The organism is Sinomonas atrocyanea (assembly GCF_001577305.1).
Classification (GTDB): Bacteria; Actinomycetota; Actinomycetes; order Actinomycetales; family Micrococcaceae; genus Sinomonas; species Sinomonas atrocyanea.
Genome location: NZ_CP014518.1, coordinates 1,859,156 through 1,882,425, shown reverse-complemented (window position 1 = coordinate 1,882,425; position 23,270 = coordinate 1,859,156). Strand labels below are relative to the sequence as shown.

16 protein-coding genes and 3 rRNA genes are annotated in these 23,270 nt (G+C 69.9%); 1 reads left to right on the top strand and 18 read right to left on the bottom strand.

The window, feature by feature from the left end; all coding sequences use genetic code 11:
* Positions 1 to 17: 17 nt before the first annotated feature.
* From xerD to SA2016_RS22205, 9 genes are all read right to left on the bottom strand, one after another.
* On the bottom strand, positions 18 to 965 hold the full coding sequence (gene xerD / locus SA2016_RS08655) for a site-specific tyrosine recombinase XerD (RefSeq protein ID WP_066502267.1): 948 nt from the start codon (positions 963 to 965) through the stop codon (positions 18 to 20).
* A 74-nt stretch (positions 966 to 1,039) separates the two neighbouring features.
* Positions 1,040 to 1,723: an NUDIX domain-containing protein gene (locus tag SA2016_RS08650; protein WP_066497343.1), complete on the bottom strand. Its 684-nt coding sequence runs from the start codon at positions 1,721 to 1,723 to the stop codon at positions 1,040 to 1,042.
* Positions 1,724 to 1,727: 4 nt separating this feature from the next.
* A complete protein-coding gene (gene pyrG / locus SA2016_RS08645) occupies positions 1,728 to 3,485 on the bottom strand; it encodes a CTP synthase (protein ID WP_066497342.1) in 1,758 nt (585 codons plus the stop codon).
* 62 nt (positions 3,486 to 3,547) lie between these two features.
* Positions 3,548 to 5,296: a DNA repair protein RecN gene (gene recN, locus SA2016_RS08640; protein WP_066497337.1), complete on the bottom strand. Its 1,749-nt coding sequence runs from the start codon at positions 5,294 to 5,296 to the stop codon at positions 3,548 to 3,550.
* Positions 5,293 to 6,312 carry an NAD kinase gene (locus SA2016_RS08635; RefSeq protein ID WP_066497336.1) on the bottom strand — a complete coding sequence of 340 codons (1,020 nt, stop codon included), beginning with the start codon at positions 6,310 to 6,312 and terminating at the stop codon, positions 5,293 to 5,295. Before SA2016_RS08635 ends, recN begins: the two co-directional genes overlap by 4 nt.
* Entirely contained in the window at positions 6,309 to 7,145 is an 837-nt protein-coding gene (locus SA2016_RS08630) for a TlyA family RNA methyltransferase (protein WP_084249420.1), read from the bottom strand. The genes SA2016_RS08635 and SA2016_RS08630 overlap by 4 nt, the downstream gene beginning before the upstream one ends.
* Positions 7,146 to 7,147: 2 nt before the next feature.
* On the bottom strand, positions 7,148 to 7,315 hold the full coding sequence (locus SA2016_RS21415; protein ID WP_157089122.1) for a hypothetical protein: 168 nt from the start codon (positions 7,313 to 7,315) through the stop codon (positions 7,148 to 7,150).
* 51 nt (positions 7,316 to 7,366) lie between these two features.
* Positions 7,367 to 8,347, bottom strand: coding sequence for an HAD-IIA family hydrolase (locus tag SA2016_RS08625; protein ID WP_066497335.1), 981 nt, complete (start codon positions 8,345 to 8,347; stop codon positions 7,367 to 7,369).
* A gap of 1 nt (position 8,348) precedes the next feature.
* Positions 8,349 to 9,176, bottom strand: coding sequence for a hypothetical protein (locus SA2016_RS22205; protein ID WP_229710763.1), 828 nt, complete (start codon positions 9,174 to 9,176; stop codon positions 8,349 to 8,351).
* Here SA2016_RS22205 and SA2016_RS22200 point away from each other — a divergent pair.
* A complete protein-coding gene (locus SA2016_RS22200; RefSeq protein WP_257125858.1) occupies positions 9,129 to 10,481 on the top strand; it encodes a hypothetical protein in 1,353 nt (450 codons plus the stop codon). The two genes, SA2016_RS22205 and SA2016_RS22200, sit on opposite strands and share 48 nt — an antisense overlap.
* A gap of 150 nt (positions 10,482 to 10,631) precedes the next feature.
* On the opposite strand, the gene rrf is transcribed toward SA2016_RS22200, so the two are convergent.
* The 9 genes from rrf to SA2016_RS08575 form a co-directional block, all read right to left on the bottom strand.
* Positions 10,632 to 10,748 (bottom strand): 5S ribosomal RNA (rrf, locus tag SA2016_RS08615).
* Positions 10,749 to 10,959: 211 nt separating this feature from the next.
* A 23S ribosomal RNA gene (locus tag SA2016_RS08610) occupies positions 10,960 to 14,086 on the bottom strand.
* 540 nt (positions 14,087 to 14,626) lie between these two features.
* Positions 14,627 to 16,150: ribosomal RNA gene (locus SA2016_RS08605) — 16S ribosomal RNA — on the bottom strand.
* The 16S, 23S and 5S rRNA genes sit together here, the layout of an rRNA operon.
* Before the next feature lie 483 nt (positions 16,151 to 16,633).
* Complete coding sequence (tyrS, locus tag SA2016_RS08600) at positions 16,634 to 17,944, bottom strand: tyrosine--tRNA ligase (RefSeq protein ID WP_066497333.1); 1,311 nt, start codon at positions 17,942 to 17,944, stop codon at positions 16,634 to 16,636.
* A gap of 13 nt (positions 17,945 to 17,957) precedes the next feature.
* A complete protein-coding gene (locus tag SA2016_RS08595) occupies positions 17,958 to 20,219 on the bottom strand; it encodes a HelD family protein (RefSeq protein WP_066497331.1) in 2,262 nt (753 codons plus the stop codon).
* A gap of 92 nt (positions 20,220 to 20,311) precedes the next feature.
* Complete coding sequence (locus SA2016_RS08590) at positions 20,312 to 20,824, bottom strand: adenine phosphoribosyltransferase (protein WP_084249743.1); 513 nt, start codon at positions 20,822 to 20,824, stop codon at positions 20,312 to 20,314.
* A gap of 209 nt (positions 20,825 to 21,033) precedes the next feature.
* Entirely contained in the window at positions 21,034 to 21,672 is a 639-nt protein-coding gene (locus SA2016_RS08585; RefSeq protein WP_244932799.1) for a DNA-3-methyladenine glycosylase, read from the bottom strand.
* 5 nt (positions 21,673 to 21,677) lie between these two features.
* Positions 21,678 to 22,421, bottom strand: a complete 744-nt coding sequence (locus tag SA2016_RS08580; protein WP_066497330.1) for a maleylpyruvate isomerase family mycothiol-dependent enzyme — start codon at positions 22,419 to 22,421, stop codon at positions 21,678 to 21,680.
* A 36-nt stretch (positions 22,422 to 22,457) separates the two neighbouring features.
* The gene (locus SA2016_RS08575) at positions 22,458 to 23,249 is read right to left on the bottom strand and encodes a PIG-L deacetylase family protein (RefSeq protein WP_229710956.1); all 792 of its coding nucleotides are present in this window, start codon (positions 23,247 to 23,249) and stop codon (positions 22,458 to 22,460) included.
* Positions 23,250 to 23,270 lie beyond the last annotated feature (21 nt).

Below are 23,270 nucleotides of genomic sequence, written 5' to 3'. Positions count from 1 at the left end.
CGTTCCGGCACCGGCGCTCATCCGCGGGCCCTCGGGTGCGCCGCCGCGTAGACCTCGCGCAGGGTGTCAGCGGTGACGAGGGTGTACACCTGCGTGGTCGTCACCGAGGCATGCCCCAGCAGCTCCTGGACGACGCGGACGTCCGCACCGCCCTCGAGGAGATGGGTGGCGAAGGAGTGCCGGAGGGTGTGCGGGGAGACGTCGCGGTCGATCCGGGCCTTCTCCGCGACATCCTTGAGGATGGTCCAGGCGCTCTGCCGGCTCAGCCTGCCGCCGCGGGCGTTGAGGAAGAGGCCGGGCGTGCCCCGTCCCTTGGCCACGAGGGCGGGGCGGCCGCGGACGATGTAGGCGTCGAGCGCGCGGGCCGCGTAGGAGCCGATCGGGACGAGGCGCTCCTTGGAGCCCTTGCCGAAGAGCCGGACCACGGCCGGGCCGCCGTCGGCCGCTTCGAGCCGCAGGTCGTCCACATCGAGGCCGACGGCCTCGCTGATGCGGGCACCGGTCGCGTACAGGAACTCCAGGAGCGCCCGGTCGCGCAGGCCGGAGGGTGTGTCCGCCGAGGCCGCTTCGAGGATCCGGGTGACCTCGTGCACGGTGATGGCCTTGGGCAGGCGCTGCCCGGCGAGCGGAGGGTGGACGTCCGCGGCGGGGTCGTCCGCGGTGGTGCCCTCGAGGGCCCAGAACCGGTGCAGGCCGCGCACCGCGACCACGGTCCTCGCCGCGGATCGGGCGGTCAGCGGGCTGCCGCCGTCGGCCCCGTCACGCAGCGCCTGGGCGAAGCCGCCCACGTGGCGCCGCTCGATGCCGCGGGGCGAGACGACGCCCTCGCCCGCGAGATAGGCGCCGTAGCGCGCGAGGTCCCGCCGGTAGGCCGCGAGGGTGTTCGCGGCGAGGCCGCGCTCGACCGCGAGGTGGCGCAGGTAGTCCTCGACGGCGCGTGCGAGCGCCGCGGGGACATCTGCCACCGGCGCAGGTACGGGGGCGGCGGCGCCTGCCGCGACGGCAGGCGCGGGATCGGGAGCCTGCACGGCCACGCCGCTCAGCGCTGGGCCGGGTGGGCCGGCCACGGGCTGTCCCCGGGACGCAGCGAGGCATACCCGCTGCGCCGCGCGGCATCCGCGGCGAGCACCGCGACGACGGCACTGGGGTTGTGGAGCCGGCCGGAGAGGACGGCCTGCACGGCGTCCTCGAGCTCCACCCAGACGAACTCGATCTCCGCCTCCTCGTCGGTGCGCTCGTGCCGGTCGGCGTGCGGGATCTCCGTCAGCCCCCGGGCGAGGAAGATCCGGATGGCCTCGCTCGAGGACCCCGGGGAGGTGAAGAACTCGGCGAGGATGTGCCACTCGGAGGCCGTCAGGTCCGCCTCCTCGGCGAGCTCCCGCGCGGCCGCGTCGAGCGCGTGCTCGCCCTCGACGTCGAGCAGGCCGGCCGGGATCTCCCACAGGTCCATGCCGACGGGGTGTCGGTACTGGCGCAGCAGCAGGATGCGGCCCTCGGCGTCCATGGGCAGGATCGCCACGGCCCCGGGGTGGTCGATGTAGTCCCGCTGGAGTGTGCCGGCGCCATCCGCGAGCTCGAAGGCGTCGCTGCGGACGTCCCAGATGCGCCCGCGGTAGACAGTCTCCGAGGACAGCACGCGCCGAGGACTCAGGGCGTCCTCGACTCCCGAGGCGCGGTGGCCGGACGTCGGATCGCCGTGCGCTCCCGGCGCGTGCGTGCCCATGGCGTTACTTGCCCTTGCCCGCAGCGGCCGCGGGGGCCTCGGCGGTGGCCTGGGTGCGGCCCTTTGGGGCCGCGGTGCCGGCCTGGCGCTCGAGGGCGGCCTTGACGAGGCCCACGAACAGCGGGTGCGGGCGCGTGGGGCGCGAGCCGAGCTCGGGGTGGGCCTGGGTGGCCACGTAGTACGGGTGCACGTCCTTGGGCAGCTCGACGAACTCGACGAGCTTCCCGTCCGGGGAGGTCCCGGAGAAGACGAGGCCCTTGGCAGCGATCTGCTCCCGGTAGGCGTTGTTCACCTCGTAGCGGTGGCGGTGGCGCTCGGCGACCTTCGTGGTCCCGTAGGTCTCCGCGACGACCGAGCCCTCGTCGAGGACCGCGTCGTAGAGGCCGAGGCGCATGGTGCCGCCCAGGTCGCCCTTGCCCTCGACGATGTCGAGCTGCTCGGCCATGGTGGCGATCACGGGGTACTTCGAATCGGGCTCGAACTCGCTCGACGAGGCGCCCTCGAGGCCCACGACGTTGCGCGCGTACTCGATGACCATGCACTGCAGCCCCAGGCACAGGCCCAGGGTGGGCAGGCCGGTCTGGCGGGCGAGGGTCAGGGCGCCGAGCTTGCCCTCGAGGCCGCGGATGCCGAAGCCGCCGGGCACGAGGATCGCGTCCACTCCGGCGAGGGCCTTCTTGGCCCCGGCCGGGGTCTGGCACTCGTCCGAGGCGACCCAGCGGATGTTGACCTTGGCATCGTTGGCGAAGCCGCCGGCGCGCAGGGCCTCGGTGACGGACAGGTAGGCGTCCGGGAGGTCGATGTACTTGCCGACGAGCGCGATCTCGACCTGGTGCGCGGGGTGGTGGACCACCTCGAGCAGCCGGTCCCACTTGGCCCAGTCGACGTCCTTGAACGGCAGGTCGAGGGCCCGCACGATGTACGAGTCGAGGCCCTGGGCGTGCAGCACCTTCGGGATGTCGTAGATGCTCGGGGCATCGGGGCAGCTGATCACGGCGTCGGTGTCGACGTCGCACATCCGGCCGATCTTGTCCCGCATCGCGTCCGGGATCGCGCGGTCCGAGCGGATGACAATGGCCTCCGGCTGGATGCCGATCGAGCGGAGCGCCGCGACCGAGTGCTGGGTCGGCTTGGTCTTGAGCTCCTGCGACGGGCCGATGTATGGCACGAGGGACACGTGCACGAAGAAGACGTTCGTCCGGCCCACGTCCTGGCGGACCTGGCGGGCCGCCTCGAGGAACGGCTGGGACTCGATATCGCCCACCGTGCCGCCGATCTCGGTGATGATCACGTCCGGGGCGTTCTCGCCCTCGGAGGGCAGCCGCATGCGCCGCTTGATCTCATCGGTGATGTGCGGGATGACCTGGACGGTGTCGCCGAGGTACTCGCCGCGGCGCTCCTTGGCGATCACGGTCGAGTACACCTGGCCGGTGGTCACGTTGGCCGAGCCGTCGAGGGACTCGTCGAGGAAGCGCTCGTAGTGGCCGATGTCGAGGTCGGTCTCCGCGCCGTCCTCGGTGACGAAGACCTCTCCGTGCTGGAAGGGGTTCATCGTGCCCGGGTCCACATTGAGATAGGGATCGAGCTTCTGCATCGTGACCGAGAGGCCGCGGCCGCGCAGCAGGTGGCCGAGGCTGGATGCCGTCAGGCCTTTCCCGAGCGAGGAGGCCACGCCACCGGTGACGAAGATCTGCTTGGTCGTCTTGGCGGAGTCTGAGAAACGGGAATGAGTTCGCTGCACCACGGAGTTCGAGCTTATCACCGATTCCGCGGCCAGCCTCCCGCCCGCGGGCGTGTCTCCCGCGTGTCCCCGGGGCCGGCGGCTCAGCCGGCGGCGGCCGCCCGCGAGGACTGGGCGTCCTCGAGGAGCTCGAGGGCGTGCGCTCGGGCGCTGGCGGAGTCCTCCTGGCCCGCCAGCATGCGCGCGAGCTCGACGACGCGCTCGGACTCGTCGAGGACCCGGACGTCGCTCGAGGTGACCCCCGCGACGCCGTCCGCCGAGCGGCCCGAGGCGAGCGAGGTCTTGATCACCGTGATGTGCCGGTCGGCGAAGGCGGCGACCTGGGGCAGGTGGGTCACGACGAGCACCTGGACGTGGCGGGCGAGCATGGCGAGCCTGCGCCCGATCTCGACCGCGGCGCGGCCGCCCACCCCGGAATCGACCTCGTCGAAGACGAAGGTGGGCACCGGGTCCACTGCCGCCAGGACCACCTCGATCGCGAGCATGACGCGCGAGAGCTCGCCGCCCGAGGCGCCCTTGCCCAGCGGGCGCGCAGGGGCGCCCGCGTGCGGCTGCAGGAGGATCGCCACCGTGTCCGCGCCGTCCGGCCCGAGCTCCCCGGTCTCCTCGACCTCGACCCGCAGGGACGCGTCCGGCATCGCGAGGGCCGTCAGCTCCTCGCTGACCCGCTCGGCGAGCTCCACCGCCGCGGCCCGGCGGAGGGCCGTCATCTGGCCGGCGAGCTCCACCAGACGGGCCTCGTCGTCGGCGATCTGCGCCGTGAGCGTCTCGATCCGCCCGTCGTCGTCCTGGAGCTCGAACAGGCGGGCCTGGCCCGTCTCGGCCCAGGCGATGACCTCCTCGAGCGTGGGGGCGTACTTGCGGGTCAGCCCGCCGAGGGCGGCCCTGCGCTCCTCGACCTCGGCGAGGCGACCGGGCCCCTCGGTGTCGAGGGACGCGGCGTAGCTGGCGAGCTCCTGGGCGATGTCCGCCAGGGCGTACCCCACATCGGCGAGCCTCTGCGCGGAGGCCCCGAGGGCGGCGTCGTGCTCCGCGACGTGCTCGAGCGCGCGGCGGGCGCCGTCGACGAGGGTCGTCGCGTCGGGCACCTCGCTGAAGTCCTCGGCGACGATGGCCTCGTGGGCCTCCTGCGCGGCCAGGCGCAGGGCTTCGGCGTTGGAGAGGCGCTCGGACTCGGCCTTGAGCGCGGCGTCCTCCCCCGGCTGGGGATCCACCTCGCTGATCTCGGCGAGGGCCGCGCCCAGCGACTCGGCCTCGCGGATCCGCTCGCGCGAGGAGGAGGTCAGCTCCTCGAGCTCCCGCCGCGCAGCGGTCCACGAGGCGTAGAGCGCACCGTAGGCGGCCCGCTCCTCGGCCAGCGGAGCGCCGGCGAAGGTGTCCAGCGCGTGCCGCTGCGCGGCGGGCCCCTTCAGGCGCAGCTGCTCGGACTGGCCGTGGATGACCACGAGCTGGGAGCCGACCTCGGCGAGGGCCCCCACGGGCGCCGAACGCCCGCCGAGGTGGGCCCTGCTGCGGCCGTCCGAGCCGACGGTGCGTGCCAGCAGGAGCTCGGCGGCGCCGTCGTGCTCCTCGACGTCCGCTCCCGCCTCTTCGGCGCGGACGACGGCGGCGTGGCCCGGCTCGAGCTTCACGGTCGCCTCCGCGAGTGCGGACTTCGCCCCCGTGCGCACGGCGCCGGCGTCCGAGCGGCCGCCGAGCAGCAGCCCGAGGGCGGTGACCACCATCGTCTTGCCCGCGCCGGTCTCGCCCGTCACGACGCTCAGGCCGGGTCCGAGCGGCAGGGCGGCGTCCGTGATGACACCCAGGTCGCGGATTCTCAGTTCCTCGATCATGCGTGCTCCTCATTGGCTGGATCGATGGCGCCGACGTCCCCGGCGGCGCGCTGGGCCCAGGCCACGGGCGGAACCTCCGGGACCATGGGCCCGGGCTCGGCGAGCGGGGCGCCGGGGGCCGGCCCCCGCCAGCCGTGGATGGGCAGTTCGAACTTGCGCACGAGGCGCGCCGAGAACGGCGTCGTGCTGATCCTCGCGAGCCGGACCGGCAGCGGCGACTTCGTCACCTCGACGCGGGAACCCGGCGGCAGGTCGACCGAGCGGCGCCCGTCGCACCACAGCACCGCGGCCGCGTCGGTGCGGCCCAGGATCTCGACCGCGAGGGTCGAGCGCGGGGAGACGACGAGCGGCTTGGCGAACAGTGCGTGGGCGCTGATCGGGGCGATGAGCAGGGCCTCGACCTCGGGCCAGACCACGGGGCCGCCGGCGGAGAACGCGTAGGCCGTGCTGCCCGTCGGTGTCGCGAGGACGATCCCGTCGCAGCCGTACGAGGTGAGCGGCTTGCCGTCGACCTCCGTGACGACCTCGATCATGCGCTCCCGGTTGGCCTTCTCGATGGCGGCCTCGTTGAGGGCCCACGTGTGCGCGACCTTCGTGCCGTGGTGCCAGACGGTCACGTCGATGGTCATGCGCTCCTCGACGGAGTAGCTCTTGGACGCGATCCACTGGACGGTCTGGGCCAGGTCGGCCCGCTCGCTCTCCGCCAGGAACCCGACGTGGCCGAGGTTGACCCCGAGCAGCGGGACGTCGACGTGGCGGACGAGCTCGGCCGCCCGCAGGATGGTCCCGTCCCCGCCGAGCACCATGACGAGTTCGACGTCCTCGAGCCGGACCTCCTCGCCGAGGACCTCGGTGGGGTGGTCGAGGCCGTCGAAGCGGGCCTCGAGGTGCGCCTGCTGCCCGGCGGGCATGACCGGGGACAGGCCCGAGCCGTACAGCTGGGCCGAGGCCTCGCGGGCGGCGAGCATCGAGTCCTCGCGGCCCAGGTGGGCAAGGAGCAGAATACGGCGGGTCACGCGGGCGCCTCCTGGGGGTCGGTGGCAGGCCAGTGGGCGGCGACCCACTCTGCAGGCTCCTGCCCGGGCGGTGCTGGGTGGCCGGCAGCCGGCGCGTCGCCGTCGTGCGCGAGCCAGAGGAAGTACTCGACGTTGCCGTCCTGGCCCGGCAGCGGGCTGCGGGCGAGGCCGCACAGGGCCAGCCCCTCGCGGGCTGCGGCCTCCGCGACGGCGGTGACCGCGCGGCGTCGTTCGCCGTCGGAGCTGACGACGCCGGTCCGCGCCAGCCGCTCGCGGCCCACCTCGAACTGGGGCTTGACCATGAGCAGGAGGTCGCCGCCCGCCTCGGTGCACGCGGCGAGGGCGCCGACGACGAGGGTGAGGGAGATGAAGGAGAGGTCCGCCACGGTGAGCGCGGCGGCCCCGCCGATCTGCTCCGGGCCCAGGTCGCGGACATTGAGGCCCTCGTGGACGCGGACGCGCGCGTCGTGGCGGAGCGCGTCGACGAGCTGGCCGTGGCCGACGTCGACCGCCACGACCTCGGCCGCGCCGGACTGCAGGAGCACGTCCGTGAAGCCGCCCGTCGAGGCGCCCGCGTCGAGGCACCGCTTGCCCCGCGGGTCGATGCCGCCGAACGCGGCCAGGGCGCCGGCGAGCTTGTGCCCCGCCCGGCTCACGTAGCGGTCGTGCTCGGTCTCGTCGACACTGATGTCCGCCTGCTCGTCGACGGGCTGGGAGGCCCGACCGGCCGCGGCGCCCGCGACGCGCACCGCACCGCTGGCGATCAGCTTCGCGGCGTGGGTGCGCGAGCGGGCCAGGCCGCGGTGCACGAGTTCGAGGTCGAGTCGGGCCACCGCTACTCCGCCGGCTCCGTGTCGAGGATCTCCGACAGGGCCGCGTGGAACGCGTCGAACGCGTCGGCCTGGTCGGCGAGCGGGCGGCCCGCTGCGGCATCCAGCGCCGCGAGGGCGGCATGGGCCTCTGGCAGCGCCGCCGCCGCGGCCGTGTGCGGATCCTCGCTCATGCGTCCCAGCTTAGCGAGACTCGGAGGCCGCTCGGCTCAGGCCCCGCGCCGTCAGTGTGCCCAGCGCAGCTCCGGGGCCGTCCGCTCCTCTGCCTCGGGCAGGGCAGCCCACCACGCGGCGCAGGCCGCGCGCCAGGCGTCCAGGTCCTCGCGGGACCCGGAGACCTCGACCACCTCGCCGTTGGTGCGCGCCGACGAGGTGCCGACGTGCCAGGCGCCCCCGGAGGCAACGGTCTCGGGGTATGGGCGGAACAGGTCGTCCAGCGTCCGCAGGATGTAGGTGGGCCGCTCGGCGTGGCGCGCCCCGAGGATGGACTGCTCGGTGTCGACGCCGGTGAGCACCACCGCGGTCGCGAAGCCCGCGCGGTTCCCTCCCAGGATGTCGGTGTCGAGCCGGTCACCCACCACGACGGGACGCCGCGAGCCGAGCCGCTCCGCCGCCGCGAGGAACAGGGGCGCCTCCGGCTTGCCCGCGACGAGCGGCTCACGGCCGGTAGCTGCGCGCACCGCGGCGACGAGTGTCCCGTTGCCGGGCGCGATGCCGCGTGCCTGCGGGATGGACATGTCCGTGTTGGTCGCGATCCACACCGCACCCGCTGCCACGGCGTAGGCGGCCTCGGCGAGGTCCCGCCAGCCGAGGTCCGGGCTGAAGCCCTGGATCACGGCGGCAGGGTCCTCCTCGGCCGACCACACCGGCGTCAGCCCGCGCAGCTCGACCTCGTGGGCCAGGGCGGCGCTCCCCGTCACCAGGACCCGGGCCCCGGCGGGCACCTGCTGCGCCAGCAGCGATGCACCCGCCTGGGCCGAGCTCACCACGTCGTCGTCCCCGGCTGGGGCGCCGAGCTCCCGGAGATGGGCGGCGACCTCGGCCGGGGAGCGGGAAGCGTTGTTCGTCACGTAGCCCAGGCGGACCCCGCGCGGGGCGAGCGACTGCAGTGCCTCGACGGCGCCCGGGATGGCGTGCGGGCCGGCGTAGACGACGCCGTCGAGGTCGGACAGGACGGCGTCGAACGCCTCGATGAGCTCGGCCATGCTACGCCTGGTGCTCCTCGCCGCCCGGCGCCTGCTCGTCCGCGGCGTCGGCCTCGAGGGGGGCGCCCTCGGTGGGCTCGACTGCGTCGTCGGTCTCGTGGATGCCGATCTCGTCCTCCGCCAGACCCGTCTCCTCGTCGTCGTCCTCGTCCGACGGCGCGTGGCCGGCGTCCTCCGCCGTCCCGCCGTCGCGCTCCTCGCCGGCGTCGTCGCGCGGAGACGCGGCAGCCGCCTTGGCGCGGCGCTCCTCGGCCTCGCGGCGCTCCTCGGCCTCGTCCCAGCCGAGATCGACGATCTCGGGCTCCTCGAACTCGCCCACGCCGAGCGCCTTCTCCGCGACACCGATCTGGCGGTACCACTTGGAGGCCTCCGACGAGCGTCCGGCGGCGGAGAGCGCGTCGGCATAGGCCTCGAAGAGGCGCGGGCTGAAGGAGAACGCCCGGTTGATGTCCAGCTGGGGGATCTCGAGCTCCGCGACGGCGCCCTCGTGGTCGCCCATGTCCGACCGCGCCCCGGAGGCCACGATCGCCAGCTCGGCCTTGTTGGCGTTGTCGAGCATGTTCCGCTCGTCCGAGTGGGCGAGCTCGAGCGCCTTCTCGGGACGGCCGAGGCCACGCTCGCAGTCCGCCATGTGGGCCAGGTGGATGCTCGAGCCGGTGATCCGGCGGAACGTGCGGAATTCGCGGAGTGCGTCGTCGTAGCGGCCCGCGGCGTAGGCAGTCATGCCGACGGCCTCCCGCACGGCGCCGATGCGGCCCCCGCGCCGGCTCGCGGCGAGGGCATGCTGGAAGGCGGCCTCGGGGTCATCCTCGATCAGGCGGCCCGCCATCACCAGGTGCTTCGCGACCCAATCGCTGTTGTTGCCCTCGAGGGTACGGAGCTGCCCGAGCGTTCCCCGATCCAGCTCGCGCCCGGTGACGTCCGGATCGATCTCCGGGGACCGCTCGCGGTCCGCCCGGTTCGAGACGCGCAGGTCCCCGGCATTGTGCGGGCGGGGACGCTCTTCTCGGCGCTCGCCGCGGTCGTCACGGTTGAACTGACGCGGACCACGGTCATCACGCTGCGGGCGATCACCGAACGGACGACGCTCACCACGATCGTCACGCTGGAAAGGACGACGCTCACCACGATCGTCACGCTGGAAAGGACGCGGACCACGGTCATCACGCTGCGGGCGATCACCGAACGGACGACGCTCACCACGATCGTCACGCTGGAAAGGACGACGCTCACCACGGTCGTCACGGTTGAACTGACGCGGACCACGGTCATCACGCTGCGGGCGATCACCGAACGGACGACGCTCACCACGGTCATCGCGGTTGAACTGACGCGGACCACGGTCATCACGCTGCGGGCGATCACCGAACGGACGACGCTCACCACGATCGTCACGCTGGAAAGGACGACGCTCACCACGATCGTCACGGTTGAACTGACGCGGACCACGGTCATCACGCTGCGGGCGATCACCGAACGGACGACGCTCACCACGATCGTCACGCTGGAAAGGACGACGCTCACCACGGTCGTCACGGTTGAACTGACGCGGACCACGGTCATCACGCTGCGGGCGATCACCGAACGGACGACGCTCACCACGATCGTCACGCTGGAAAGGACGACGCTCACCACGGTCATCGCGGTTGAACTGACGCGGACCACGGTCATCACGCTGCGGGCGATCACCGAACGGACGACGCTCACCACGGTCATCACGGTTGAACTGACGCGGACCACGGTCATCACGCTGCGGGCGATCACCGAACGGACGACGCTCACCACGGTCATCACTCTGGAACGGACGACGCTCACGGTCGTCGCGCTGCGGGTGGTCACCCGCGTCCCGCTGGCCGAACTGCCGCTCGTCGCGGTCGCCGTACGAGCGGCGCTCACCGAACTGATTGTCGCGGTTCCGGTCCCGGAAGCCGCGCGGGCGTCCGCCCGAGTTGCTCGTACCACGGAAGGGGCCACCCCGCCTGTCAGAGCTTCCGCCGTCGCCTTGGCCCCTGCGAGGACCGTTGTAGTCCCCCTGCCCGGGCCGCGCCCGTTCTGCTCTGCCATGATGGCTCCTCTTTCCGTGTATTCCTTGGATCGACGGCCTGTAGGCCGCGTCTCGTCACTATTGGTTTGACGGCCCAGTGCTCACCTGTGCGATGACGTCTGGCAACCATCAACAAGTCTACGGTGCTGCCAGCCGGGACGCGGTCCCGGGGCTTCTTTTGTGTGTTTAAGTGCGGGAGCCCCCCAACCGGGTGGTTGGGGGGCTCGACCGTGTGGTGTTGTCCGGCGGTGTCCTACTCTCCCACACCCTCGCGGGTGCAGTACCATCGGCGCTGTGGGTCTTAGCTTCCGGGTTCGGGATGGGTCCGGGCGTTTCCCCCACGCTATGGCCGCCGTAACCCTTCTACCCTTCCCGGCCCCTGTGTGGGGTGGGTGGGTGGTCTGTGGTCACGGGTTTCCGTGATGTGTATTCGGTTGTGGCGGTCCCGTGTCTGCCCTGTCCCCTGGTGGGGGGCGGGGTTTGTTGTCTGGGGACCGTATGGTGGACGCGGAGCATTGTGTGGTTCCACCGCACCCCTTTTTTTCCTTGCGGTGGTGGGGGGTGTGGTGTGTTGAGGTTGTCGGCCTATTAGTACCGGTCGGCTTCACGAGTCTTCAGTCCTCGTTTCCACGTCCGGCCTATCAACCCAGTGGTCTGCTGGGGGCCTCTCGCCCTTGACGGGCGTGGAGATCTCATCTTGAAGCGGGCTTCCCGCTTAGATGCTTTCAGCGGTTATCCCATCCGAACGTAGCCAACCAGCCGTGCACCTGGCGGTACAACTGGCACACCAGAGGTTCGTCCGTCCCGGTCCTCTCGTACTGAGGACAGCCCTTCTCAGATCTCCTGCGCGCGCAGCGGATAGGGACCGAACTGTCTCACGACGTTCTAAACCCAGCTCGCGTACCGCTTTAATGGGCGAACAGCCCAACCCTTGGGACCTACTCCAGCCCCAGGATGCGACGAGCCGACATCGAGGTGCCAAACCATGCCGTCGATATGGACTCTTGGGCAAGATCAGCCTGTTATCCCCGAGGTACCTTTTATCCGTTGAGCGACGGCCCTTCCACGAGGTGCCGCCGGATCACTAGTCCCGACTTTCGTCCCTGCTCGAGATGTCTCTCTCACAGTCAAGCCCCCTTGTGCACTTGCACTCGCCACCTGGTTGCCGACCAGGCTGAGGGGACCTTTGGGCGCCTCCGTTACTCTTTGGGAGGCAACCGCCCCAGTTAAACTACCCGTCAGGCACTGTCCCTGACCCGGATCACGGGCCGAGGTTCAGGTGTCCAAAGCGACCAGAGTGGTATTTCAACGATGACTCCACCGGCACTGGCGTGCCCGCTTCACAGTCTCCCACCTATCCTACACAAGCCGCTCCGAACACCAATACCAAACTGTAGTGAAGGTCTCGGGGTCTTTCCGTCCTGCTGCGCGTAACGAGCATCTTTACTCGTAGTGCAATTTCGCCGAGTTCACGGTCGAGACAGCGGGGAAGTCGTTACTCCATTCGTGCAGGTCGGAACTTACCCGACAAGGAATTTCGCTACCTTAGGATGGTTATAGTTACCACCGCCGTTTACTGGGGCTTGAATTCTCCGCTTCGCCATTGCTGGCTGACGGGTCCTCTTAACCTTCCAGCACCGGGCAGGAGTCAGTCCGTATACATCGTCTTGCGACTTCGCACGGACCTGTGTTTTTAGTAAACAGTCGCTTCCCCCTGGTCTCTGCGACCCATATCCCCTCCCAGGCGCGCGGCCTGTTCAAGGTCAGGGTCCCCCTTCTCCCGAAGTTACGGGGGCATTTTGCCGAGTTCCTTGACCGTGATTCTCTCGATCGCCTTGGTATTCTCTACCTGATCACCTGTGTCGGTTTGGGGTACGGGCGGCTGGGACCTCGCGTCGATGCTTTTCTCGGCAGCATAGGATCACCCGATCCCCCCGTGAGGGGGTCCCGTCGGATCTCAGGCCCTGTGCGCGGCGGATTTGCCGACCGCGCGCCCTACATCCTTGGACCAGGTCAACCATCGCCTGGCCGGGCTGCCTTCCTGCGTCACACCTGTTAATACGCTTGCCTCGCAGCTCTGGTCCCCGCGCTCGCCCCACGGTCCATGCCCGAAGGCATGGGGTGTGGGGTCCGGGCGGTCAGCATCGGCTGTCCGGCATGGGCGGTCCTTCGCCGGTACGGGAATATCGACCCGTTGTCCATCGACTACGCCTGTCGGCCTCGCCTTAGGTCCCGACTTACCCAGGGCAGATGAGCTTGACCCTGGAACCCTTGATCATCCGGCGGACGGGTTTCCCACCCGTCTTTCGCTACTCATGCCTGCATTCTCACTCGTGCGGCCTCCACCCCTCGGTCACCCGGGGGCTTCACTGCCCGCACGACGCTCCCCTACCCAGCCCCACCCCTGAACCACGAAGGCTAGGGTGCACGTGGGACTGCCACGGCTTCGGCGGTGTGCTTGAGCCCCGCTACATTGTCGGCGCGGAATCACTTGACCAGTGAGCTATTACGCACTCTTTCAAGGGTGGCTGCTTCTAAGCCAACCTCCTGGTTGTCTGGGCAACTCCACATCCTTTCCCACTTAGCACACGCTTGGGGGCCTTAGCCGGTGGTCCGGGCTGTTTCCCTCTCGACTACGAAGCTTATCCCCCGCAGTCTCACTGCTGCGCTCTCACTTGCCGGCATTCGGAGTTTGGCTGACGTCAGTAACCTTGTGGGGCCCATCGGCCATCCAGTAGCTCTACCTCCGGCAAGAAACACGCAACGCTGCACCTAAATGCATTTCGGGGAGAACCAGCTATCACGGAGTTTGATTGGCCTTTCACCCCTACCCACAGCTCATCCCCTCCATTTTCAACTGAAGTGGGTTCGGTCCTCCACGACGTCTTACCGTCGCTTCAACCTGGCCATGGGTAGATCACTCCGCTTCGGGTCCAGACCACGCCACTGAACGCCCTGTTCAGACTCGCTTTCGCTACGGCTCCCCCACACGGGTTAACCTCGCGACGTGGCACTGACTCGCAGGCTCATTCTTCAAAAGGCACGCCATCACCGCACCCCCAACGGGGCCGGCTCTGACGGTTTGTAGGCGCACGATTTCAGGTACTGTTTCACTCCCCTCCCGGGGTACTTTTCACCTTTCCCTCACGGTACTTGTCCGCTATCGGTCATCGGGTAGTATTCAGGCTTATCAGGTGGTCCTGACAGATTCGCACGGGATTTCTCGGGCCCCGTGCTACTTGGGGACACCGGCAAGGACGGCAGACCAGCGTTACGGCTACGGGACTCACACCCTCTACGGCCGGCCCTTCAAGACCGTTCGCCTACACTGCTGCACTCGCCCCCGACCACCGGCAGATGATCGAAGCCAGGCCCCACAACCCCCTGCGCGCAACCCCTGCCGGGTATCACACGCGCACGGTTTGGCCACATCCGCGTTCGCTCGCCACTACTGACGGAATCACTGTTGTTTTCTCTTCCTGCGGGTACTGAGATGTTTCACTTCCCCGCGTTCCCTCCACACCGTCTATGCGTTCAACGGCGGGTCACCGCATCAAGTGCGGCGGGGTTCCCCCATTCGGAGACCCTGGGCTCACAGTCCGGTTATCGACTCCCCCAGGCTTATCGCAGATTCCCACGTCCTTCATCGGCTCCCGATGCCAAGGCATCCACCGTGCGCCCTTGGAAACTTCAACACAGAAGAAACCACAAAGGGCGCACACACACGCAACGTGCGTGCACACACCTACAAGAAAACTCGACCCGCCACGACCACACCACCACCCCACAGGGCAGGGCACAGCGCGGCAGGAAGAAATTGCTAGATGCTCGCGTCCACTATACAGTTCTCAAACAACAACCCCCACAACCTGCACCCATGCGGCAGGGCCGCACGGCACGGGAAGGCGGGAACCAGCACCCCCACACACCCCGCACCCCCACACAGGGGGCACAGGAGCAAAACGGGGGCGCAGGGCGTGTTGCCCCAGGACCCAACAGTGTGCCAAGGACCCCACCCCCCGGACAATCCGGCCCGGAACCCTTTCCAACCGCCCGCACCGGAGTGCGGGGGCGTACTGGGGCCACAGGCCGTACCAGGGGCACGGGCCACGAATCCGTCGATGTTCCACCCATGAGCACCCGCCGGGAGACGAACGCTCCCGCAGCGGGCCGCTGCTCCCCCCGCACCGGCACGGCCCATGCGGGCCGCCCCCGGCAGGGGCGCTGCTCCTTAGAAAGGAGGTGATCCAGCCGCACCTTCCGGTACGGCTACCTTGTTACGACTTAGTCCCAATCGCCAGTCCCACCTTCGACGGCTCCCTCCCACAAGGGGTTGGGCCACCGGCTTCGGGTGTTACCGACTTTCGTGACTTGACGGGCGGTGTGTACAAGGCCCGGGAACGTATTCACCGCAGCGTTGCTGATCTGCGATTACTAGCGACTCCGACTTCATGGGGTCGAGTTGCAGACCCCAATCCGAACTGAGACCGGCTTTCTGGGATTGGCTCCACCTCACAGTATCGCAACCCTTTGTACCGGCCATTGTAGCATGCGTGAAGCCCAAGACATAAGGGGCATGATGATTTGACGTCGTCCCCACCTTCCTCCGAGTTGACCCCGGCAGTCTCCCATGAGTCCCCACCCGAAGTGCTGGCAACATGGAACGAGGGTTGCGCTCGTTGCGGGACTTAACCCAACATCTCACGACACGAGCTGACGACAACCATGCACCACCTGTGAACCGGCCCCGAAGGGAAGCCCCATCTCTGGGACGGTCCGGCACATGTCAAGCCTTGGTAAGGTTCTTCGCGTTGCATCGAATTAATCCGCATGCTCCGCCGCTTGTGCGGGCCCCCGTCAATTCCTTTGAGTTTTAGCCTTGCGGCCGTACTCCCCAGGCGGGGCACTTAATGCGTTAGCTGCGGCGCGGAAACCGTGGAATGGCCCCCACACCTAGTGCCCAACGTTTACGGCATGGACTACCAGGGTATCTAATCCTGTTCGCTCCCCATGCTTTCGCTCCTCAGCGTCAGTTACAGCCCAGAGACCTGCCTTCGCCATCGGTGTTCCTCCTGATATCTGCGCATTTCACCGCTACACCAGGAATTCCAGTCTCCCCTACTGCACTCCAGCCTGCCCGTACCCACTGCAGACCCGGGGTTGAGCCCCGGGCTTTCACAGCAGACGCGACAAACCGCCTACGAGCTCTTTACGCCCAATAATTCCGGATAACGCTCGCGCCCTACGTATTACCGCGGCTGCTGGCACGTAGTTAGCCGGCGCTTCTTCCGCAGGTACCCTCACCCCAAGGGGCTTGTTCCCTGCCGAAAGGGGTTTACAACCCGAAGGCCGTCATCCCCCACGCGGCGTCGCTGCATCAGGCTTCCGCCCATTGTGCAATATTCCCCACTGCTGCCTCCCGTAGGAGTCTGGGCCGTGTCTCAGTCCCAGTGTGGCCGGTCACCCTCTCAGGCCGGCTACCCGTCGTCGCCTTGGTAGGCCATCACCCCACCAACAAGCTGATAGGCCGCGAGCCCATCCAAGACCGCACAAGGCTTTCCACCCCCCACCATGCGGCAGGAGGTTGTATCCGGTATTAGACCCAGTTTCCCAGGCTTATCCCAGAGTCAAGGGCAGGTTGCTCACGTGTTACTCACCCGTTCGCCACTAATCCACCCCGAAGGGCTTCATCGTCCGACTTGCATGTGTTAAGCACGCCGCCAGCGTTCATCCTGAGCCAGGATCAAACTCTCCGTCAAAGAACACGCCAACCAGGAACCCCAGGAAAATGAGGCACACCCGGCCAGCAGAAAATGATCCGGCATCAAACACCCACTGCCATGCACGGGGGTGCACAGCAACAGGCACATTTGACAACCATAAAAAATGGCATCAACAAACTTGGCACACTATTGAGTTCTCAAACAACACGCCCCCGCAGGTACTCCGACCAGCCCAACCGGACCGGCCACATCCCCGCGGCAACAAGATTCAATCCTACCCGATCCGGACCGCCGTTTTCAAATCGGCTTTCCGTTTTCCTTTTCGAGGCGCTGCAGGCTGTTCTGGCCCCGAAAGGGCCAGGACTCCGAGCATTTCCCGAAGGGAAGATCGAGGTTTTCCGCCTCCGCTCTGCGTTGGCGACTCGGAATACATTACCCGCCGCCCGGTCCGGGTGCAACTCGTGGGTGCCGCCCGGGCGTGTCGCCTTGACCACACGGCAAGGCCGGCCGAGGAGCGATTCAGCCCTCGAGGACCGCGGTGGCCAGGTTCTTCTTGCCCCGCCGCACGAGGAAGTAGCGCCCGTGCAGGGCATCCTCCACAGTGACCGTCGCGTCGGGGTCGGTGATCTTGGTGTTGTTCACGTAGGCGCCGCCCTCTCCGACCGTCCGCCGGGCTGCCGACTTGCTCTCGGCAAGCCCGGTGGCGACCAGCAGCTCGACGATCCCGAGCTGCTCGGCCGTCACCGCCGCCGTCGTCAGCTCAGCGGTGGCCGCGGAGAGGGTGCCCTCGTCGAGGACCCCGAGGTCGCCGTTGCCGAAGAGCGCCGCGGAGGCGGCGATGACCTTCTCCGCCGCGTCGACTCCGTGCACGAGGGAGGTGACCTCGAAGGCGAGGCGCCGCTGGGCCTCGCGGGCGAACGGCCGCTCGGCGACCGACGCCTCGAACTGCTCGATCTCGACGCGGGTGAGGAACGTGAAGACCTTGAGGCGGTCGACCACGTCCGCATCCGAGGTGTTGAGCCAGAACTGGTAGAACGTGTACGGCGAGCACATGACCGGATCGAGCCAGATGGCGTTGCCCTCGCTCTTGCCGAACTTGGTGCCATCGGCGTTCGTGATCAGCGGGGTGCCAAGGGCGTGGACCGTCTTGCCCTCGACCTTGCGGATCAGCTCGGTGCCGCTCGTGAGGTTGCCCCACTGGTCGGACCCGCCCGTCTCGAGGACGCAGCCGTACTGCCGGTAGAGCTCCAGGTAGTCCATGCCCTGCAGGATCTGGTAGCTGAACTCCGTGTAGGAGATGCCCTCGTCCGAGCTGAGCCGCGAGGCGACCGCGTCCTTGCGCAGCATCGTGCCGACGCGGAAGTGCTTGCCGATCTCGCGCAGGAAGTCGATGGCCGAGAGCGGCGCCGTCCAGTCGAGGTTGTTCACGATCCGGGCAGCGTTCTCCCCCTCGAAGGAGAGGAAGCGGCTCACCTGCGCCTTGAGGTAGCCGACCCATTCCGCGACGGTGTCCTTGGTGTTGAGCGTCCGCTCCGCGGTGGGCCGGGGATCTCCGATGAGACCCGTGGACCCGCCGACGAGGCCGAGCGGCTTGTGCCCGGCCAGCTGCAGCCGGCGCAGGACGAGCAGCTGGACCAGATTGCCCAGGTGGAGGCTCGGCGCCGTGGGGTCGAAGCCGCAGTAGTAGGTGATCGGCTCCCCGGCGAGGAGCTCTTCGAGCTCGCCCTCGTCGGTCGAGACGTGGATGAGGCCACGCCACACGAGCTCCTGCCAGATGTTCGGGAAGCTCGGATCGTTCTTCTGGGAGTCGAGGATTGCTGTCTGCGGCACGGCCTCTACGGTATCAGCCACGCCCGCGCTTCCCCTGCTCGATGCCGGCCGGGAGGGGCCCCTCCGAGATGAGCCGGAGCCGCTGTGTCGGGCGGGTCATGGCCACGTAGAGGTCGCCCACTTTGCCGTACTCGTGGTCGAGCAGGGCCGAGGGCTCGAGGACCACGACGGCGTCGAACTCGAGGCCCTTGGCCTCGCGCGGATCGAGCACCACGATGTCCTGCTCGAAGCTGCCCGCTCCCCCGCCGACCCGCGGTCCGTACACCTCCCGCAGGGCCTCGCGCGCCGCCCCGAGCAGCGGTGCCTCGGCGATGACGGCGACCAGACCGCCGTCGGCCGCCTCGAGCTCCTCCGGGAGCACCTCGAGAAGGCGCGGCACGACGGCGCCGGCGTCCACACGCTCGACGATCGGGTCCCAGCGTCCCTCCCGGACGGCCTTGGGGGCCGAGACCACGAGTCCCGCGGCCGCCGCCATGCGCGCGGCCGCCTCGGCGATCTGCGCCGGGGTGCGGTAGTTGACCGTGAGCTCCTCGAGCGTCCACCGGTCGCCGAAGAACGGGCGGAGCGCGCGGCCCCACGAGGACGCCCCGGCTGCGGAGGAGGTCTGGGCGATGTCCCCGACGATCGTGAACGACTTGAGCGGGCAGCGGCGCACCAGCAGGCGCCACTGCATGTAGGAGAGCTCCTGCGCCTCGTCGACGATGATGTGCCCGTAGGCCCAGGTCCTGTCCCCCACCGCGCGCTCCGCGGCGGTGAGGCGCACCTCGGGCTCCTGCTGGAACGCGACGAGGTCCTCGGCCTCGACGACGCCGTCGATCCCCTGCTCGCGCAGGGCGGCGTCGATGTTCCTGAGGGTCTGCTGGGCGTTCTCGAGGTCGCGGCGGCGCTCGGCCTCGCGGCGCGCCGCCTCGTGTCCCGTGGCCGCGTCGAGCTCGCCGAGCAGCTCGGCGGCCTCGTCCAGCAGGGGCACGTCCGCCTCCGTCCAGGGGGCGTCCTCGGGGCGGTGCAGGAGGTCGCGTTCCTCCTCGGTGAACTCGTGCGCGACTGCGTCGAGGATGCTCCGCCGGCCCAGGAGCTCGGCGACGAGCTTCTCGGCGGTCATCGGCATCCAGCACAGGTTCACGGCCACCCGCACGTCCCGCGACTGCCGCACGTCCTCGGCGAGGTAGGAGCGGTCCGTGGTGTTGCCGGAGCCGCTCGCCTCGACCTTGGACTGCAGCTGCTCGGTGAGCTCGCGCAGGAGGATCTTCACGAACGTGTTCCGGGCCTCGTTGTACGGCTTGCCGGTAGCCCGGGCCTTGTCCCGCGCCCGGCGCACCTGGCGCGGGGTCAGCAGGAGCCGGTAGCCCTCGACCTCGAGCACCCGGTCCGCCGAGGGGATCCGCTGCCGGTTGGCCACGGCCGCCGCGATGAGGGGGACCATGCGCTGGCTCCCCTTGAGGGCCGCGATGCGGGGATCCTTCTCGGGCACGGCCGCGATGCCGGGCATGAGCCGGCCCACGCTGGACATCACAACACCGGTCTCGCCGAGCGAAGGCAGGACCCGTTCGATGTACTTCATGAAGGACGACGACGGGCCCACGAGCAGGACCCCGGCGCTCTTGAGGCGGTCGCGGTGCGAGTACAGCAGGTACGCCGCGCGGTGCAGGGCGACCGCGGTCTTGCCCGTGCCCGGTCCGCCCTGGACGACGAGGGCGCCGGCCATGGGAGCGCGGATGATCCGGTCCTGCTCGGCCTGGATGGTGCTGACGATGTCCGCCATGCGGCCCGTGCGCTTCGAGTTCAGCGCTGCGAGCAGTGCACCCTCGCCCTGGTGCTGGGCGGTCCCCTCGGTGAGCATGTCCGAGTCGAGGACGTCGTCCTCGATGGCCACGACCTCCCGGCCCTGCAGGATGAGGTGCCGGCGCCGGCGCACTCCCTGCCGGTCGAACGCCGTGGCCTGGTAGAAGTGGCTCGCCTCGGGGGCCCGCCAGTCCACCATCAGGCGGCGCAGGTCCTCGGTGCTCAGGCCGATGCGGCCGATGTACTGCGACTCCCCGCCGTCGAGGTCGAGCCGGCCGAAGACCAGGCGGTTCTCCACGGCGTCGAGCTGGGCGAGACGGTCCTCGTACATCGCCGCGAACGCGTCGCGTTCGGACACATTCTGGCTCGAGCCGATGGCACCGGCCTTGCGGACCGCCGCCAGCTGGCTGCGCTTTTCCTCGCGCAGCTCATCGAGACGCGTGTAGAGACCCCTGACGTAGTCCCGTTCATGGGCGAGATCGGCGTCGAGCATCCTTGCCTTCCCCTAACAAGAAAAGTTTGACCGTCCATTCTACTGCGATTCCGGTGAACTTCAGGTGCACCGGTGCCGCAGGGACGGGCGGCTCAGTCGCCGAGGCGCTGGAGCGAGTGCACGCGGTGCCCCGAGAGGGCCTCGCGGCCGCCGAGCCCTTCGAGCTCGAGCACGACTCCCACGCCCACGACGTCACCGCCGCAGCGGTCCACGAGGCGCACCGCGGCCCCGACCGTGCCGCCGGTGGCGAGGACGTCGTCGAGCACCAGGACGCGGGCGCCCGGGGCGATGTCCGTGGTGTGCACCTCGAGGGCGGCCGTGCCGTACTCGAGGGCGTACTCCTCCAGGAAGGTCTCGCGCGGGAGCTTCCCGGCCTTGCGGACCGTGAGGACGCCCGTGCCCGTCGCGTAGGCCGCGGCGGCCGCCAGCAGGAAGCCGCGGGCCTCGATGCCTGCGACGAGGTCGAACTGGCCCGCGAACGGGGCGACGATCGCGTCGACGATGGCACGCAGGCCCTGCGGGTCGGCGAACGCCGGGGTGAGGTCCTTGAAGACGATGCCGGGCTTCGGGTAGTCCGGCACCGTCGCGCAGAGGCGGTCGAGGATCTCCGCCACGGAGGTGCCGGGCGGGGCTGCCGCCGCACGGTCCTCGGGGTACGGCGTCTCTGGGCTGGGCTCAATCACGGGTCCACGTTACCGAATGTCCCCCGTGGCACGGCCACGGGCCGATGCGGGCCGCGGACCCGCAGGAGGTGACCTCCAGGAGGTGACCTCCAGAAGCTGACTCTCAGGAGGTGACCTACAGGAGGTGACCTTCAGAGGGTGCGGGGCGGGCGGGCCTTCGCCGGGCGGTACGGGGAGACGCTCGGCTCCCCGGGGAGCCAGAACCGCCACGGGGAGTCGGCGGAGCCCCCCGGGCCGGCCACGCCCACGCGGGGGCCTGAGAGGACCCCGGCGGCGCGGTGGGCCGGGGGTTCGAGCCGGAACCGGCCGCCGTCGAGCGCCGCGCCGTTGTCCGCGCGGCCGATCGCGAGGGCCTGGGCCAGGCGCGCCGGCCCCCGGGCGAGCTCGGCGTCCCTCCTGGCCGCGGGGCGCCGGGACCGCGCGAGCACCAGGCCCTCGACGACCTCCGCGCCCCTGAGCAGGCAGCCGGAGGAACTGCCCGCAGGGCCGCACACGATGTTCGCGCAGAAGTGCATGCCGTAGGTGAAGTAGACGTACAGGCGCCCCGGAGGGCCCCACATCACCTCGTTGCGCGGGGTGCGGCCGTTGTAGGAGTGCGATCCGGGGTCGGGGTGGTCGGAGTCGCGGTGCCCGCGGTAGGCCTCCACCTCCGTCAGGCGCACGGCGACGGTCCCCTCCGGCGTGGTGTGCGAGAGGATGGCGCCGAGCAGGTCGGGGGCCACGGCGACCGGGTCGCGCAGGAGCCAGTGGACCAGGGCGTCGAAGTCCACGGGCTCTAGGCGGGGATCGCCGACGGCCACGGCCCGAGCTCGGGCCGCGGGACCGCCTGGCCGTCGCGCTCGGCGCGGACGGCACCGTGGGAGACCGGGCGCCCTGCGAGCCAGGCCGCAAGGTCCTGCAGGCGCCCGGCGAGCACGACGTCGTCGCTGCCGCCGCCGAGGCGGATCTGCTCGCCGCCCTCGGGGCGCAGCACGAACGCCTGGCCCTCGGGGACCCGGGGAGCCAGGAAGTCCACGAGGTGCCGGCAGAAGCCGGCGGTCCACTCCTGCTGGGTGCACCCGGTGCCCAGGTCGCTGCGGTGGACCACCAGCTCGCGCCAGAGGGCGAGCCCGGCGTCCCGCGCCACCCCGTCGCGGAAGCGGACCGGGGTCTCCCACTCGGCCGGCTCGAGCGCGGCGAACGCCGCGACGGCGCGGTCCACGGCCGCCCCGGTGCGACGGCGGTGGACCTCGGCAGAAGCGCGCGCGCCCGACTCGATGGCACGGTCGCGGGCGGCCTTGCCGCCGTCGTAGAGGTCCGCCTGCTCGTGCCGGCGCGCGAGTTCGGCCTGCCGGGCCAGCGCCGCGGCAATCCCCTCGATGTGGGCCAGCACGTGCCCCCGGGTCCACCCGGGCAGCTCGGAAGGCGCGGCGACCGCGTCCTCGCCGAGGCCCCCGATCTCCTGGTGGATCCCCTCCGCCGCGGCGCGGAGGGCGGCGAGGAGCTCGGTGTCGGTCGGGGCTGCGGCGACGGTTCCCATGCCCTCCAGCGTAACCAGTCGGCGCCCGGGCGGGGCCTAGCCGAGGCCCTCGAAGATGTCGGTCAGAAGTGGGCGGCGCGGCTCGCGCGGGGGCCAGGCCTGCACGAAGTGCTCGTGGGAGGCCGCAGCGAGCCAGGCGTCGCGCGCGAGCGGGTGCTCGAACAGGGACAGCCGCTGGCTGCGGTGCTCGGCGAGTCCGGCGACGACCCGCTCGGCGACGCTGCGGGTGTCCACCCGCATGTCGACGAGGTCGTCGGGGATGCCGCGGAAGTGGTAGACCTGCGCGGGGTCCCAGGGCGGCAGGCCGCTGGAGGTGCGGGCCGCATTGATGCGCAGCCACGTGGATTCCTTCAGGGCCCAGTGCAGGAGGCGCTTCAGACCCGGGCCGCCGCGGTCCGCGAGGTCGAGGAACGCGGCGTCCGTGGCGCGGCCGATCGCGATGTGGTCGGGGTGCCCTGTCACTCCGTCCGGCCCGAAGGTGGCCACGACGTCCGGGCGCTCGTCCTCCAGCAGGGCCCGGAGGTGGGCCGTGAGCGCGCCGAAGTCGGCGTCGCCGAGGCGTCCGTCCTCGTAGCCGAGCCATTCGTGGCGGTCGGGTCCCCGCCCGTGCGCCGACCACGCCCGCTCGTCCTCGTCGCGCCGGTACTGGCCGAGCCCGGCGCGGGTCGTGTCGGTCCCGGGGGCGATCAGGCCCGCAGCCCCGTCCGTCGCGTGGACGAGGGCGAACCTGAACCCCGGGTCGGCGCCGTGCAGGGCGATCGAACCGGCGATCCCGATGGCGTCGTCGTCCGGGTGCGCCACGACGAGCATGAGGGTGCGCGGGGGCACGCCTCGATGATGCGCCGGGGC